This is a genomic window from Thiobacillus sp. (assembly GCA_024235835.1).
Classification (GTDB): Bacteria; Pseudomonadota; Gammaproteobacteria; order Burkholderiales; family Thiobacillaceae; genus PFJX01.
Genome location: JACKLQ010000002.1, coordinates 623,937 through 640,095 on the forward strand (window position 1 = coordinate 623,937; position 16,159 = coordinate 640,095).

Below are 16,159 nucleotides of genomic sequence, written 5' to 3' on the forward strand. Positions count from 1 at the left end.
GTCATGCAATGGGAAACCGTCATCGGGCTGGAAGTGCATACCCAGCTCACCACCCAGTCCAAGATCTTCTCCGGCGCCAGCACGGCCTTCGGCGCCGCCCCCAACACCCAGGCCTGCCAGGTGGACATCGCCCTGCCCGGCGTGCTGCCCGTGCTGAACAAGGGCGCGGTGGAGCGGGCCATCAAGTTCGGCCTGGCCATCGGCGCCAAGCTCAACCGCACCAACGTCTTCGCCCGCAAGAATTACTTCTACCCGGACCTGCCCAAGGGCTACCAGATCAGCCAGTTCGAACTGCCCATCGTGGAGGGTGGCAGCATCGACATCCAGGTGGGTGAAGGGGACAAGGCCGAGACCAAGACCATCCGCCTCACCCGGGCCCACCTGGAAGAGGATGCGGGCAAGTCCCTGCACGAGGATTTCCACGGCATGACCGGCATCGACCTGAACCGGGCCGGCACCCCCCTGCTGGAGATCGTCTCGGAGCCGGACATGCGCTCCGCCAGGGAGGCTGTGGCCTACGCCAAGGCCCTGCACACCCTGGTGACCTGGATCGGCATCTGCGACGGCAACATGCAGGAGGGCAGCTTCCGCGTGGACGCCAACGTCTCGGTGCGGCCCAAGGGCCAGGAGAAGTTCGGCACCCGCCGGGAGATCAAGAACCTGAATTCCTTCCGCTTCCTGGAGCAGGCCATCGACTTCGAGGTGCGCTGGCAGATCGAGCAGATCGAGGACGGACACGAGATCCACCAGGCCACGGTGCTGTTCGACCCGGACACGGGCGAAACCCGCATGATGCGCAGCAAGGAAGACGCCCACGACTACCGCTACTTCCCGGATCCGGACCTGCTGCCGGTGAAATTGGACGAGACGCAGATCGCCGATATCCAGGCCCACATGCCGGAACTTCCCCAGGCCAGGCAGGCCCGCTACAAGGCCGACTACGGCCTTTCCGCCTATGACGCCTCCACCCTCACCTCCAGCCGCGCCATGGCGGACTACTTCGAGGCCGTGGCAGCCGTCCTGCCCAAGCCGGACCCCAAGCTGGCGGCCAACTGGGTCATGGGTGACCTGAGCGCCGCCCTGAACAAGGCGGAACTGGACCTGGCCGAGTCGCCCATTGCTGCCCCGGTGCTGGCCAAGCTGCTGGCCCGCATCCAGGACGGCACCCTGTCCGGCAAGCTGGCCAAGCAGGTGTTCGAGGTGATGTGGACCGAGGGTGGGGAGCCCGACGCCATCATCGAGTCCCGGGGCCTCAGGCAGATGTCCGACTCCGGCGAGGTGGAACGCATCATCGAAGAGGTGCTGGCCGCCAACGCCAAGTCCGTCGAGGAATTCCGCGCCGGCAAGGAAAAAGCCTTCAACGCCCTGGTGGGGCAGGTCATGAAGGCTACCAAGGGCAAGGCCAACCCGGCCCAGGTGAACGAACTGCTGCGCAGTAAACTGGCGGGCTGACGCCGCGCCAAGTCGATACTAGCGGGGGGCGCGGCTCTTCAACTCCCGGAAGCGGAGCTTGTCGGCGTCATACTTGGCGCGGGTTTCCTCCAGGCTCTTTTGCCGCTGCTGCAGCAACCCGCCAATGCGGGCCAGGTCGTTCTGGGCCTCGTCCCGCATCTGCAGGAAGCTTCTGGGCACGTTCTTGCCCGGGACCGTGTGCTTCCGGATCTCGCCGTTGGCGTAGGTCAGCTTTTCGGAAGCGTTGTTCATCTGTGCCTGGAGGCTGTCGATCTGTAGCTGTTCCAGTTCCAGGGCCCGGTCCCGCACCAGGTCGATCTCGTCCTCGTTGGTATAGCTGGTCAGCAGGGCCCGGTCCCGACGTTCCTGCTCAAGGGCCCGCTGGCGCTCCTCTTCCGCCCTTTGCCGGGCTTCCGCGGCCCGCCGCTGCTCCTCGGCGGTGCGGCGGGTCCGTTCCACGTCCTTAACCACCCGGCCCTGCTTGTCCAGTTCCTGATGCCCCATCCCGGCCTGCTGGGGTGGCATGGTATCGCTGTAATGCACCTTGCCGTTGCTGTCCACCCAGCGGTAGGTCACCGCTTGGGCGGTGACAGGCGTCAACCCCAGAAGGCTTGCGAGGATGGCTGAGAACAGGACCGGATGTCTCGTCATGTATGAATTCCGTATTCGGCACGATAGGCCTGGATGGCCGACAGTGTATCGGCCCAACCGTGTTTCCCCGTGAGGAAGCGGGTCAGATCATCCAGGTCGACGATGCTTACAACGGGCATGCCATAGTCCCGGCTGACTTCCTGCACCGCGGAAAGTTGTCCCAGGCCCCGTTCCATCCGGTCCAGGGCGATGGCCACGCCGCAAGGCGTGGCCCCGGCCGCGCGGATGAGTTCCACGGACTCCCGCACCGATGTGCCGGCGGAAATCACGTCGTCGATGATGAGGATGTTGCCCTGCAGGGGGGCGCCCACCAGGGTGCCGCCTTCGCCGTGGTCCTTGGCTTCCTTGCGGTTGTAGGTGATGGGCACGTTGCGGCCAACCGCCGCCATGGCCACGGCCACGGTGGTCACCAGGGGAATGCCCTTGTAGGCGGGGCCGAACAGGCCGTCGAAGGCCAGGCCCGATGTCTGGATGGCCTTGGCGTAGAATTCCCCCAGCTTCTTCAGGGAGGCGCCGTCGTTGAACTGGCCCGCGTTGAAGAAATAGGGGCTCTGGCGCCCTGCCTTGGTCTTGAACTCCCCGAACAGCATCACCTTGCGATCGATGGCCAGTTCGAGAAAATCGCTTTTGAACCCCTGCACCCTGCCTCCATCCCAATGCGTGTAATCAGCCTGAATCTTAACGGCATTCGCTCCGCCGCTACCAAAGGGGTTTATCCCTGGCTCGAGAACCAGCATGCCGACGTCGTCTGTCTCCAGGAACTCAAGGCCCAGGCACCGGACCTGACTCTGGAGATGCTCAACCCGCCCGGCCTCCATGGCTATTTCCACTATGCCGAGAAGAAAGGCTACAGCGGCGTAGGGCTCTATGCCAGACGCCAGCCGGACCGCATCGCCGAAGGCCTGGGCATTGCGGATATCGACAGCGAGGGGAGGTACCTGGAGGCCTGTTTCGGCGACCTCTGCGTCATTTCCCTCTATTTGCCTTCCGGCTCCAGTTCAGACGAGCGACAGGCCGCCAAGTTCAGTTTCATGGCGCGTTTCATGCCACATCTCGAGAAACTGGTGGCCTCCGGCCAGGAGTTCATCCTGTGCGGAGACTGGAACATAGCCCACAAGGAAGCCGATCTGAAGAACTGGAAGTCCAACCAGAAGAATTCGGGCTTTCTGCCGGAGGAGCGGGCCTGGCTCACCCAGGTGTTCGACCGCCTGGGCCTGGTGGATGTGTATCGACGCCTGTATCCGGACCACACCGGCGAGGCCTACACCTGGTGGTCCAACCGGGGCCAGGCCTGGGCGAAGAATGTGGGCTGGCGCATCGACTAGTCAATCAGACAAATAACCCGAATATTGCTGATCACTAGGCTCATGGTTGCAACAGGTCCGCATAGTCTGTGATGAGTGGTGCATGGTCTGAAAAGCGCTGGTCCTTGTAGATACTGGCGCCAGTCGCCTTCAATGCGTATTCCACGCCAAACCGGCCACCCATTCCACGCCAAACCGGCCAGTGATTCCACGGCAAACTGGCCACCTGTTCCAGGTTAACCTGGCCACCAGAATCCGTAGCGAAGCGATGCAGGGATAACCCTGGCAGCCTTGGCGATTTTGCCGAGGCTGCCGATGGCGAACACGAGGTTATCCATGCGCAAGATTGAAGACGTATTGCGGCTGCATTTCGCATGCGACCGCTCCAACCGGGAGATCGCGGCCGCGCTCGGCATCGGCCGCGCCACCGTCAGCGACTACCTGCGTCGCGCCCAGATGGCGGGCATCCGCTGGCCCTTGCCGGAGGACATAACCGAACTCGCCCTGGAAGCCCGGCTGTTTCCCAGCCTGCCGGCCTCCAAGGTCAAGCGCCCCGAACCCGACTGGGGCCATGTCCACCGGGAGCTGGGCAAGAAGGGCATCACCCTCGACCTGCTCTGGCAGGAGTACCGGGAGGCTCACCCCGAGGGCTACCAGTACAGCGCCTTCTGCCAGCACTATCGGGACTTTGCCGAGGCCCTGCCGGTCACCCTGCGCCAGGCGCATGCCCCCGGTGAGCGCCTGTTCGTCGACTACAGCGGCCAGACCCTATCGGTCATCGATCCGGGCACCGGCGAGGTCCGCCAGGCCCAGGTCTTCGTCGCCGTGCTGGGCGCCTCGAACTACACCTATGTCGACGCGACCTGGAGCCAGGGGCTGGCGGACTGGACCGCCTCCCACGTGCGCTGTTTCGAGTATCTGGGCGGGGTGCCCGAACTGCTGGTGCCGGACAACCTCAAGAGCGCGGTGTCCGGGGCGAACTTCTTCGACCCCGACCTCAACCCCACCTACCACGACCTGGCACGCCACTACGGCACCGCCATCCTGCCCGCCCGTGTCAGGAAGCCCCGCGACAAGGCCAAGGTCGAGGCCGGGGTGCTCCTCGCCCAGCGCTGGATCCTGGCGCGGCTGCGGCACCAACGCTTCTTCAGCCTGGAGGAACTGAACCGGGCCATCCGGCCGCTGCTCGCCGAACTGAATGCACGGCCCTTCAAGAAGCTGCCCGGCTCCCGGCAAAGCGTCTTCGAGGCCGTGGACCGCCCCGCCCTCAAGCCCTTGCCCCTGGTCCGCTATGAATTCGCCGAGTGGAAGACGGTGACCGCCGGCATCGACTATCACGTCGAGGTCACCGGCCATTACTACTCCGTGCCCTACCGCCATGCCCGGCAGAAGCTGGAGGCGCGCTTTACGGCCAGCACGGTCGAGCTCTTCAAGAAGGGCGAGCGCATCGCCTGCCATCCCCGCTCCCTGAGCAAGGGCCGGCACACCACCCTGGAGGCCCACCTGGCGCCGGCCCACCAGAAGGTGGCGGGCTGGAACCGCGAACGCTTCCTGGCCTGGGCCACCAAGATCGGGGCCCATACCGAGGCGGCCGTCGATCACATCCTGCGCGCCCGCACCCATCCCCAGCAGGGCTACCGCGCCGCACTCGGCGTTCTGCGCCTGGCTAAGGCCTATGGCCCTGACCGCCTGGAGGCGGCCTGCCAGCGCGCCTTCCGCATCCAGTCGGTCACCTATCGCTCCATCGACTCGATCCTCAAGCACGGCCTGGACCGTCCTGCCCGCCAGGCCGCCCAGGCCAGCCTGCCCCTCGACCACGCCAATGTGCGCGGGGCCGAGTATTACCACTGACCGGAGACACCATGCTCAACCATCCCACCCATGACACCCTGACCCAGTTGCGCCTCTATGGCATGGCCCGTGCCTTGGCCGAACAAGCCAGCCAGCCGGAGATCGACGCCCTGACCTTCGAGGAACGGCTCGGCCTGCTCGTCGATCGTGAACGTGTCGAACGCCAGAACCGACAGACCGCCAGCCGGCTGCGCCGGGCGCGCCTGAAACAGCCCGCGGTGGCCGAAGACATCGACTACCGTCACCCCCGGGGGTTGGACCGTGCCTTGTTCCGCCGACTGCTGACGGGGGAATGGGTCCAGAGCCACCAGAACGTCCTGATCACCGGCCCCACGGGGGTGGGCAAGACCTACTTGGCGTGCGCCTTGGCCAACGCCGCCTGCCGGCAAGGCAGGACCGCGCTGTACCAGCGCCTGCCACGCCTGTTCGAGGAGTTGGCCATCGCACGCGGGGATGGCCGCTATGCCAAGTTGATGGCCAGCCTGGCCAAGGTCGACATCCTGATCCTGGATGACTGGGGCCTGGCCATGCTCGATGATGAACGTCGGCGGGATTTGTTGGAGGTCCTGGATGAGCGGTACCAGACCCGTTCCACCGTGATCACCAGCCAGTTGCCAGTGAGCACCTGGCATGACGCCCTGGGCGACCCCACCCTGGCCGATGCCATCCTCGATCGAGTCGTCCACCACGCCCACCTGCTGAACCTGGTCGGCGAATCCTTGCGGAAACTCAGGCCTAAATTGACGGCGGAATCCGTTCAGGAGTAAACAGCTTCCACCCCCCGCGTCGCTTCGCTCTGACTGGCCAGTTTGCTCTGGAATAGGTGGCCGGATTCACGTGGATTGGGTGGCCAGTTTCCGTGGAATGCGCACTTCAAGGCAAGATTTCTTGTGGCGATCTGATAATCAATCCTCCAACCCACGTTCTTGGCCCAAGCCTGGCCTCGGTTGGACCACCACGTGTAGCCCTCATCGGTAGCTTCCGGATAGAGGTTACGGTAAACATCAACCCAACCAAGCTGCCCAAACACCCGACTCAGCCACGCCCGTTCTTCCGGCAGGAATCCGGAGTTCTTCTGGTTGGACTTCCAGTTCTTGAGGTCCTTCTCGGTGTGGGCGATGTTCCAGTCGCCGCACAGGACCACCTCCCGCCCTGACTTCGTCAGTTCATCTAAATGAGGGAATAAGTGGTCCATGAACAGAAACTTGGCGGCCTGGCGATGCTCGCCACTTGAGCCCGATGGCAGATAAAGCGAAACCACAGAGAGGTTGCCGAACCGAGCCTCGATATAGCGACCTTCGCAGTCGATGTCAGGGATACCGAGTCCCTCCACGATCTCATCGGGTTGCCGACGTGAGTAAATACCCACGCCGCTGTAGCCCTTCTTCTCCGCATAGTGGAAGTAGCCATAGTAGCCGGGCGGGTTGATCATCTCCGCAGTCATGTCAGCGACCTGCGCCTTGAGTTCCTGCACGCAGATGACATCGGCGTTCTGCTTTGGCAGCCAGTCGAAGAAGCCTTTCTTAGCGGCGGAACGGATACCGTTTAGGTTGATTGTGATGATTCGAGTCATGCCACTACCTACGTGTGCCTAAATGGCCGTTATTGTTTGCTGATACTGCGCAGTCCCTGGTCAAGCCGGGCATAGCTTACAAGTAATACAGACCTATAGAAGATTGGACGGGTGTGGTGATGAGCCTCCACCACTTCAGTCCGCTTGCTACGGGTGCCCGGTTCAAACGAGTGATGATGGACGCCCTCTCAAACACCGGATTCCCCCCTAGCGAGATATGGGCTGGTATGAAAATACCAGCCATTTTCTTCAAAATCGGCAGGCCTTGTTCCTATACATCCTGTCGTGAAGCAGAACACCTCTCCCGTCATGTCGTGGAGTGGCAGCACACGACATGGGTCAGCCCGGATCCTCGGGCTGTAAACAATCTATTGGAAAGGTGTCGATATGCAAAACAACATAGCCGCTACGGCGGACCCCATTATCTCTCAGTCATCCTTGAGCGCCGGCTCAGGTTCCTTGGACCTGTCCGCTCTCCGTCTTCCCCAGGATTTCTCAACGGGGGTGAGCGTAAAAAAGGTCATCACGAGTATCCCCATGCGGAAGCCGGGGAATCAAACCTTCTTTCGAGTCCATCCTGATGCTGACAGGCGCTTCCAGGCTGCGATGCTTCAACTCAAGGACGACGGGGAGTGCTTCCTTGTGTCCCGACCTATCGTGCCGGATGTGGCGCAGGAAATCAGGGCTAAGCAGCTGTATTACGCCCTTACCCGTGACGGCATCCCCTTCCTTTGGCCGGTGAACCTGCCGGGGGAGGATGGTCGCCTGGACAGCTGGTCTCAATCCGCTCATGCGGCTGCCCAAATCGCTGAAAGCTCCTGGGTAAGGCTCGTTGCGAACCGGGGATTTGGTGCCTACGACGTGATGCAGGCGACAGGCAACCTGGACGAGCCAAACTGGCCGGACTTGGACTTTGAGGCAGTGCTCCAGTTGGCGTTTAAGGACCGAGTCATCAATAGCGCCGACCATCCGGTGATTCGCCGCCTACGTGGAGAACTGTGATGGATAGGCGGTTTAACGAAATCTGGGCGCTGGACTTTGAGTTCCGGGCGCCACCCGGCGAGGTTCCCGAGGTGGTCTGCATGGTCGCTAAGGAGATAATCAGTGGGCAAACCATCCGTTTGTGGGGCGATGAGCTGAATTGCCCGAGCCCACCGTTTGGTATTGGCAACGACTCCCTCATACTGGCTTATTACGCCAGTGCTGAAATGGGTTGTCACTTGGCCCTTGGCTGGCAGTTGCCCGAGAACGTAATCGACCTCTATGCCGAGTTCCGCAGTCTGACGAATGGACAGGTGCTGCCCTGCGGCAATGGCTTGCTGGGGGCGCTCTCCTACTTTGGCTTGGATGGCATAGCCAGCTTGGAGAAGGAAGCCATGCGAGAGCTCATCCTGCGTGGTGGCGACTACACCGAGTTGGAACGCCTGGACATCCTCGAATATTGCGAGTCGGATGTGTTGGCTCTTGAACGTCTATTCAATGCCATGGGTCCGGAGCTGTTCGAGTCAACCCGGCTAGAACAAGCCCTATTGAGGGGCAGATATACCTGTGCCATCGGATTGATGGAGCACAACGGCATACCTATAGACACGGCTCTCTTGGCAGACCTGCAAGCGAACTGGCAGGAAATCCAGGGGCGCCTGATCGCCGAGGTCGATGCGTCCTTCCATGTCTATGACGGGCAAACGTTCAAGCATGACCGTTTCGCCGAATATCTTCGTCAGCACGACATCTCTTGGCCGACCACACCCACCGGGAGATTGGCGTTGGACGACGACACTTTCAGCGACATGTGCAAGTCGTTCCCGGCTCTGCGCCCCTTGAAAGATCTGCGCCATGCGCTGGGACAACTGCGATTGCATGAGTTGGCCGTAGGTAAGGATGGCAGAAACAGAACCATCCTCTCCATGTTCCGGGCGAAAACGGGACGCAACCAGCCTTCGAACTCCCGTTTCATCTTCGGGCTGCCGGCCTGGCTTCGGGGCTTAATCAAACCTGTCCCAGGGTTTGGGCTGGCATACATCGATTGGAGCCAGCAGGAGTTTGGAATCGCCGCTGCGCTCTCGGGCGACAACAAGATGCAGGAAGCCTATTTGTCCGGAGATCCATATCTGACGTTTGCCAAGCAAGCGGGGGCAGTGCCTTGGGACGCAACAAAGACAAGCCATCCAAAGGAACGGGAGCAGTTCAAGGCTTGTGTCCTGGCGGTCCAGTATGGAATGGGGGCTGACTCCCTGGCAAAGCGGATAAATCAGCCCCCTGTATATGCCAAGGAGCTGTTAAGGCTGCACCACAAGACTTACCAGGTGTTTTGGAAATGGTCGGATGCGGTGGTGGACTTCGCCACTCTTGAAAAGCGGCTTTGGACGGTATTCGGGTGGTCCCTGCAGGTAACTGGCACGGCCAATGAACGTTCTCTACGGAACTTTCCGATGCAGGCAAACGGCGCAGACATGCTCCGACTTGCCTGCACGCTGGCTGCGGAGACAGGCATTCGAGTCATCGCCCCAATCCATGATGCTGTTCTGATTGAAGCACCTCTTCACGAACTCGACAAAGCCGTGCAGTCCATGCAAGGGGTCATGCTTGCGGCGAGTCGGGAAGTTCTCGACGGATTTGAGCTGCGGTCTGATGTCACGGTCATCCGCTATCCCGACCGCTATGCAGACGATAGAGGTGCTGCGATGTGGAACACCGTTACCGGCTTGCTAAACGCCATAAAGAGCGGGGAGGTGGTATATGAAGCAGCATGAGCACACACCATCAACCCGCTTCGTATGGAATGCAGCCACCACGAGGTTTCAGGTTGACCCATCTCCGCAGCAAAGTATCAGGCACTTTATCAAAGGACCTCTCCCTTTAGAGTGGATTGAGCGGGCGGCCGCTTTGCCAGGCAAGGCTTTGCATGTGGCTTTGGCGATTTGGTATCAAGTGGGTCTGGAACGACAGAGCACTATTACGCTCGGGCAAAAGCGGCTGAAACGCTTCGCAGTTTCCAGGGATGCTAAATATGACGCTCTTCGCCGTTTAGAACAAAATGGATTGGTTTCGGTGGAACAACTACCTGGTAAATCCCCTAAGATAACTGTTAATGTTATCGAGGAATCATCGGCAAATAAAAAACCGAAACATACCGATTTTTAGGTTAACAACGAGGGGCGTTCGCCAGATAAAAATCCGATACAAACATGCGCAAGTTTCTTTCGGATTTAAGCGGAAAATGTATTGACAAAAGAACGCCGAAATCGTATCATTAATGCCGTCGAAGTTGCGCTGTTGTCAAGACGGCCAAGTGAGACACTTGTTTAGCAGGATATTTTATAACCGGCACCAAGATGCCTGTTTCGCCTAATAAAGCTGACTTGGCTGGCCATCATAACTGGTCAGCCCTCGTGTAAATAGTCAAGGAGGTGCCACCTTCGCAATGAGGTGGCATATGAAAAGTAGTATCGCTGTTAAGCCGACGGTGGTGTCGGCTTGTAGTAATCACAACACCGCCAGATTCCCTCAAGAGCTAACCAACACGGTCTTCAACGAAGATTGCATGTTGGGTCTGTCTCGCATCCCCGACAAATCAGTTCACATGGTCCTAACGGATATTCCGTATGGCGAGTGCAACTCTTTTGCCCCAGGGCTGCGCAATCTCAACAAAGGCAAGGCTGATAAAGTCACTTTTGAACTTCGGCCCTTTATCAGGGCCGTCGACAAAACACTCGCTCCGTCCGGTTCGTTCTATGCATTCGTGGGCCAGCAACAAGTCTCCGAAGCAATAAAGGAGCTCAAAGAGCTCGGCTATTCGACTCGCCTTTGCGTGTGGGAGAAGACAAATCCCAGCCCTATGAATGGAAAAGTCATCTGGCTATCCAGTATCGAGGCATGTGTTTTCGGAAAGAAGCCTGGTGCCACCTTCAATGAGCACTGTGCGGGGGTGGTTTGGAAGTTTCCAGTTGGACGGTCAAAGCGACATCCGACGGAGAAACCTCTTCGATTGATGGAATACCTCATCTCCGTTTCCAGCAACCCCGGAGACATCATTCTGGACCCATGCCTCGGTTCAGGGACTACAGCAGAAGCAGCCTCAAATCTGGGCAGAAACTATGTTGGCTTTGAGATTGACACCGAATACTGCGCACTAGCACGGGAACGGTTGAGCAATACGGGCCGTTTGTCCACGGCTGCCGACGCCGGCATTTGAGAATATTTATCTAATGGTTGTTAACAAATCCACTCCAATATTTGAAAAGGAAGAATCATGAAAACAAAAAAACGAAAGGCTAGCAAAAAAGTCGAGGACTTGATTGGTTATGCCTTGAATAACCACCAAAACTTCTTTGGTAAGGCGGTCATAATGGATGATGGCCGAATCGAGGTTATCACAATGCTTGATACCTACTCGATGTTTTTTGAGACTGCCGTGCATCTATTAAACGAAGGGCAGTTGGAAGATGGGCTTCGATTCTTGGGATATTTGGAGTCCATGTCAGATTCGCCAGACCCAAGGGTGCTCTACAACAAGGGCATCTGTCAGACCGAGATGGGACTGTATCATGAAGCCATTGAGTCTTTGAAGCTTTGTGTGAGCCTGGAACCTGACCACTCCAGTGCTTGGACAGGGCTTGGCGTAGCTTATTCAAGATTAGGGTTAATTGATGAATTCGCTGCTGCCAGTCGCAGTGCCCTTGATATTCATCCAGATAATCCCTACGCACACACTAACTTAGGGTTATGGTTTGAGTATCAGGGGGAAGATTTAGAGGCACTAAACCATTTTAGAAGTGCCATGAGGAGTCTACCTGGAGATTTTGGACTTGCCTTGAATCTTGCGAAATGCTGTATGCGGTTAGGGAACCGATATTACGATGAGGCAGAAAGCGTGCTAACCGCCATAATAATGCAGAATCCAAAGACCTCAATAAAAAGAGATGCCATGGAGTTGCTTGACCGCTTAAAAACGAAAAAATAGAAAACTGACTCAATCCCAAGGTGCGTTTTCGGCAAGGATATATCTGCCAGTGAAGAAGCAAGCCCCGGCTAAATGCCGGGGCTTTTTTATTGGTGCGGCCTCTTAAACCCCCCGGTATTCTGGACAGCCCGCTGCTGGGTTGCTCATGTTGATGCTGGAGCAGGATGGCATTACATTTGCCACACATGGGACAGGGAGGCTTCATGCCACGATACAAGAACGAAACCCTCTCGATTCGCACCACTCCGGAAATCAAGAGCTTGCTCCGCCAGTTGGCTGAAGGAGAGCGTCGTTCGGTCGCCTCGATGGTTGAGGTCTTGGTCCTGGAGCGTGCGGCTACCCATGGGCTTGTGGTGCCACCCCCAACCCAGTCCACTCCCAGCAAACGGGTTCCCAGAACATGAAGCTTCTGAAGAATACGGGTAACGAGCGGGTTATCGATGTTCTGCGTCGATGCCTCCAGCCAGGCACCTCCCTAGACCTTGTTTCACCCTCGTTTTCCCTCTTTGCCATGGGTGAACTGCTGGGCGAACTGTCTGGCGTTGAGGCAAGCCGCATCGTCCTGCCGGACCCAGAAGCGAACGACGTGTCCCTCCTCGGTGGCGTGTTCGACCGCTCCTATCGGAACCAACTCCGGGCACGGTGGCTGGCCAAAGAATGCGCCCAATGGCTGGAACAGAAGGCGGAAATCAAGTCGGCGCCTGGCGGCATCCCCCAGTCCATGATCCTCACGCACGCCGAAGATGCGGGTCGTCTTCAGGCCATGACGGGCAGCTGTAGCTTCTCTACGGAAGGTCTGGGCATTACTCCGGGCAATCAGTTTGGACTCGTTCAGGTCACCGAGAACGCCGACGAAGCAGAGATGCTTGATAGCTGGCTCGCTACCATGTGGAGCAGCTTGCCGCCCAAGTCCGCCGCCAAGACAAAGCTCTTGGGCAAGCTCCATGAGCTCGCCGCTCATAAGCCGGCATCGCTGATTTACTACCAGTCGCTCTACAACCTATTCAAAGACCTGGGCGACGAGCTCGACGAGGAACGCATCGTCAAGTCCGCCACCGGCATCAAGAACACCACCGTCTGGAAGAAGCTCTACAAGTTCCAGCGTGACGGTGTCGTGGGCGCCATAGACAAGTTGGAGCGTCACGGCGGCTGCATCATCGCCGACAGCGTGGGCTTGGGTAAGACCTTCGAAGCGCTGGCAATCATCAAGTATTACGAGCTGCGCAATGACCGTGTGCTGGTGCTGGTGCCCAAGCGCCTGCGAGACAACTGGACGCTCTACAAAGCCAACGACCGCCGGAACATCCTGGCTAATGACCGTTTCAACTACGATGTCCTAAACCATACCGACCTATCCCGGGATGGCGGCAAGTCTGGGGATATCGAGCTGGCCCATGTGAACTGGGGCAACTACGACCTGGTGGTTATCGACGAATCCCATAACTTCCGCAACAAAGCCACCCACAAGGACCGAGACACCCGCTATGGCCGGCTGATGCGCAATATCATCAAGGCGGGCGTCAAAACCAGAGTCCTCATGCTGTCGGCTACCCCGGTCAACAACCGTCTCGCCGACCTAAAGAACCAAATCGCCTTCGCCACGGAGGGGGATGACACGGCTTTAACGGAGCACGGCATTCCCAGTATCGAAACAACCATCCGGCTGGCTCAGCTTCAGTTCAACCGTTGGCTCCAGCTGGAGGAGGTGGACCGCAAGCCCTCTCGGCTGATGGACATGCTGGGGTTCGATTACTTCCGCCTGTTGGACTTACTGACCATTGCCCGGTCTCGTAAGCACATCGAGAAATACTACGGAACCCACGAAACCGGGCGGTTCCCCGAGCGTTTGCGCCCCATCAACATCAAGGCGGACGTGGACCTGACCGGCGAGTTCCCGGCCATCCGGGATATCAACAACGAGATTCGTCGAATCAATCTCTCCGCCTATGCGCCGCTGCGCTACGTCTTGCCCCACAAGCAAGCTGCCTACGACGCCAAATACAGCACCCAGATACGCGGGGGAGAGGGCTTCTTCCGTCAGCTCGACCGTGAGGAGAGCCTGATCCATTTGCTGCGGGTCAACATCCTCAAGCGCATGGAGAGCTCGGTCGCCTCCTTCGCTCTCACCTTGTCCCGTCAGCTGGCGGACGTTGAAAACATGCTGGCACGCATCGATGCCCATGAGGAGTCCGTGGAGGAACTCTCCATCGACGATATCGAGGTGGACGACCCGGCCTATGAATCGCTTCTGCTGGGTCGTAAGGTCAAGGTGCTGCTCCAGGACGTTGACCGTATCCGCTGGCGCCAGGATCTCATTGAAGACCGCAATCGTCTCGCCACGCTCCTTTCAGCGGCACGGACAGTGGACGAGAAGAGGGATGCCAAGCTCGCCGCCCTCAAAGAGACCATCGCCCACAAGTTGCGCAGCCCCCTCAACAATGGCAATCGGAAAATCATCGTCTTTACTGCGTTTGCCGATACCGCCGATTACCTCTACCATCAGCTCTCTGGCTGGATGCTGGACGAACTGGGGCTCCATTGTGCGGTGGTCACGGGCACCGGGGGCAACAAGACCACGCTTCCCCATCTGCGCCGGGACCTGGCGAGCGTGCTCTCCGCCTTTGCACCCCGTGCCAAGGAACGACCGTCCGAACTGGACAGCGACGGCGAACTGGACATGCTCATCGCCACCGACTGCATTAGCGAGGGTCAGAACCTTCAGGATTGCGACGCCCTTATCAACTACGACATCCACTGGAACCCCGTCCGAATCATTCAGCGGTTTGGCCGGATAGACCGAATCGGGTCCCCCAATGAGCGCATCCAGCTCATTAACTTCTGGCCAAACATGGAGCTGGAGGAATACATCAACCTGGAGCAACGGGTCAGTGGGCGCATGGTGCTGCTGGATATCTCTGCCACCGGCGAGGAGAACCTCATCGAGCAGCAATCCGGCAACCCCATGAACGATCTGGAGTATCGCCGCCGCCAGCTCATACGCCTGCAGGAAGCCGTGATTGATTTGGAAGACCTGTCCAGCGGCGTCTCGATTACCGACCTGAACCTCAGCGATTTCCGGATAGACCTGGCGAGCTTCCTGAAGGAGCACCCGGACAAGCTGGACAACCTCCCCCTGGGCGCTTATGCCGTCACCACCACACCGGAAGCCTCCATCGCCCCTGGGGTGGTCTTCTGTTTGCGTGCTGAAGGCGAAGCCGCCAAGAGACCCCTGGAGCCGGGCTATCCCCTGGCGCCCCACTATCTGGTCCATGTCGGCGAGGACGGCGCCGTCCAGCTGACCTATACACAAGCCAAGCAAACCCTCGATACGCTGAAGCGGCTCTGCATGGGCAAGGACCTGCCCGACGCAAGTGCCTGCAACTACTTCGACAAACATACCCGGCTGGGTCAGGACATGAGCAAATATCAGTCCTTGCTTGCCAAGGCCGTGGCAGCCGTAGTCGGAAAGACGGAAGAACGTGCGGTTGCCAGTCTGTTCACCCCTGGTGGCACCCACGCCAAGAAGGGCGAGTTCGCCGGCATCAACGATTTCGAGGTGGTCGCCTTCCTCGTCATCCTGCCGGAGACGGTTATTGCATGAGTCTCTCAGAGGTCGTAGCGGCGCTGGATCTGCCACCGGATGCGCTGATCGAGCAGCGTGTGCCGAAGAAACTCCTGCTGGAGCACGACGCTCCCACGGCCAGTGACAGGCGCCAGATACAAGACGGCATCGAGGAAATAACCTGGATAGCCGCCCTGAAGCCCACAAACATTGGTGTGCCAGCCTATCAGGACGATACGAGGGAGTATCTGGAAATCGCCGTCCTCAGCGTTTCCTTGCGGGCTAAGGCAAAGACCGGGCGCCTGGTGGAGCTCATCCACCGGGCTGTCCCCTATCCAGTGTTGCTGGCGACGGCAAATCAGGACGGTGTCAGTATCTCGCTGGCTCACAAGCGACAATCCCAAGGTGAAGCCGGCAAGGTGGTGATTGAAGACTTGCGTGCCACCCCAGCTCTCCAGCTGGACTCACCCGACCAGCGATTGACCACCTTCCTTCAAAGCCTTGCCCTGGAACAACAGCCCCGGTCGAATCTGTATGTGCTGTATCAGGGCTGGATAGACCGTCTCACCGCCTTTGCGGCCAGTCAGGTCACCCAACACTTCAACCTGCCGGACAGCCCTGAGCAGACTGAAGCCCGTCAGGTCGCATTGACCGACCACGAACGTCTGATGCGTGAGCTCACCAGTCTGCGGTCCATGGCGACCAAGGAACCCCAGATCAGCCGCCGTGTGGCGTTGAACCTGGAAATCCAGCGCCTGGAAGCCGAGCTCACGAAAACAATCGAAGCCATGAGGTAAGCAGAA

Annotated in this window: 14 protein-coding genes; 11 read left to right on the top strand and 3 right to left on the bottom strand. The window is 59.0% G+C overall.

The features are described from left to right. Positions 1 to 3 precede the first annotated feature (3 nt). Positions 4 to 1,452: an Asp-tRNA(Asn)/Glu-tRNA(Gln) amidotransferase subunit GatB gene (gene gatB / locus H6935_11110; GenBank protein MCP5278894.1), complete on the top strand. Its 1,449-nt coding sequence runs from the start codon at positions 4 to 6 to the stop codon at positions 1,450 to 1,452. Between the two features lie 18 nt (positions 1,453 to 1,470). Here the strand turns inward: gatB and H6935_11115 are convergent, their stop codons facing one another. Both H6935_11115 and pyrE read right to left on the bottom strand, forming a co-directional pair. Beyond that, on the bottom strand, positions 1,471 to 2,103 hold the full coding sequence (locus tag H6935_11115) for a DUF4124 domain-containing protein (protein ID MCP5278895.1): 633 nt from the start codon (positions 2,101 to 2,103) through the stop codon (positions 1,471 to 1,473). Continuing rightward, complete coding sequence (pyrE, locus tag H6935_11120; GenBank protein MCP5278896.1) at positions 2,100 to 2,744, bottom strand: orotate phosphoribosyltransferase; 645 nt, start codon at positions 2,742 to 2,744, stop codon at positions 2,100 to 2,102. Before pyrE ends, H6935_11115 begins: the two co-directional genes overlap by 4 nt. Before the next feature lie 15 nt (positions 2,745 to 2,759). Here pyrE and xth (H6935_11125) point away from each other — a divergent pair, with 15 nt between their 5' ends. From xth (H6935_11125) to H6935_11135, 3 genes are all read left to right on the top strand, one after another. Further along, entirely contained in the window at positions 2,760 to 3,428 is a 669-nt protein-coding gene (xth, locus tag H6935_11125) for an exodeoxyribonuclease III (GenBank protein MCP5278897.1), read from the top strand. 294 nt (positions 3,429 to 3,722) lie between these two features. Further along, positions 3,723 to 5,258 carry an IS21 family transposase gene (locus tag H6935_11130; GenBank protein ID MCP5278898.1) on the top strand — a complete coding sequence of 512 codons (1,536 nt, stop codon included), beginning with the start codon at positions 3,723 to 3,725 and terminating at the stop codon, positions 5,256 to 5,258. A gap of 11 nt (positions 5,259 to 5,269) precedes the next feature. Further along, positions 5,270 to 6,025, top strand: a complete 756-nt coding sequence (locus H6935_11135) for an ATP-binding protein (protein MCP5278899.1) — start codon at positions 5,270 to 5,272, stop codon at positions 6,023 to 6,025. On the opposite strand, the gene xth (H6935_11140) is transcribed toward H6935_11135, so the two are convergent. After that, on the bottom strand, positions 6,016 to 6,831 hold the full coding sequence (gene xth, locus H6935_11140) for an exodeoxyribonuclease III (protein ID MCP5278900.1): 816 nt from the start codon (positions 6,829 to 6,831) through the stop codon (positions 6,016 to 6,018). The two genes, H6935_11135 and xth (H6935_11140), sit on opposite strands and share 10 nt — an antisense overlap. A gap of 387 nt (positions 6,832 to 7,218) precedes the next feature. On the opposite strand from xth (H6935_11140), the gene H6935_11145 reads away from it, so the two are divergent. The 7 genes from H6935_11145 to H6935_11175 all read left to right on the top strand — a co-directional run bounded on the left by H6935_11145 (position 7,219) and on the right by H6935_11175 (position 16,153). Beyond that, the gene (locus H6935_11145; GenBank protein ID MCP5278901.1) at positions 7,219 to 7,833 is read left to right on the top strand and encodes a hypothetical protein; all 615 of its coding nucleotides are present in this window, start codon (positions 7,219 to 7,221) and stop codon (positions 7,831 to 7,833) included. After that, positions 7,833 to 9,584, top strand: a complete 1,752-nt coding sequence (locus H6935_11150) for a DNA polymerase I (protein ID MCP5278902.1) — start codon at positions 7,833 to 7,835, stop codon at positions 9,582 to 9,584. Before H6935_11145 ends, H6935_11150 begins: the two co-directional genes overlap by 1 nt. Then, positions 9,571 to 9,975 carry a hypothetical protein gene (locus H6935_11155; protein ID MCP5278903.1) on the top strand — a complete coding sequence of 135 codons (405 nt, stop codon included), beginning with the start codon at positions 9,571 to 9,573 and terminating at the stop codon, positions 9,973 to 9,975. The genes H6935_11150 and H6935_11155 overlap by 14 nt, the downstream gene beginning before the upstream one ends. Positions 9,976 to 10,267: 292 nt before the next feature. After that, positions 10,268 to 11,026, top strand: coding sequence for a site-specific DNA-methyltransferase (locus tag H6935_11160; GenBank protein ID MCP5278904.1), 759 nt, complete (start codon positions 10,268 to 10,270; stop codon positions 11,024 to 11,026). A 57-nt stretch (positions 11,027 to 11,083) separates the two neighbouring features. Further along, on the top strand, positions 11,084 to 11,794 hold the full coding sequence (locus H6935_11165; protein MCP5278905.1) for a tetratricopeptide repeat protein: 711 nt from the start codon (positions 11,084 to 11,086) through the stop codon (positions 11,792 to 11,794). A gap of 400 nt (positions 11,795 to 12,194) precedes the next feature. Further along, a complete protein-coding gene (locus H6935_11170; GenBank protein ID MCP5278906.1) occupies positions 12,195 to 15,395 on the top strand; it encodes a DEAD/DEAH box helicase family protein in 3,201 nt (1,066 codons plus the stop codon). After that, complete coding sequence (locus H6935_11175) at positions 15,392 to 16,153, top strand: DUF4391 domain-containing protein (protein MCP5278907.1); 762 nt, start codon at positions 15,392 to 15,394, stop codon at positions 16,151 to 16,153. The genes H6935_11170 and H6935_11175 overlap by 4 nt, the downstream gene beginning before the upstream one ends. Positions 16,154 to 16,159 lie beyond the last annotated feature (6 nt).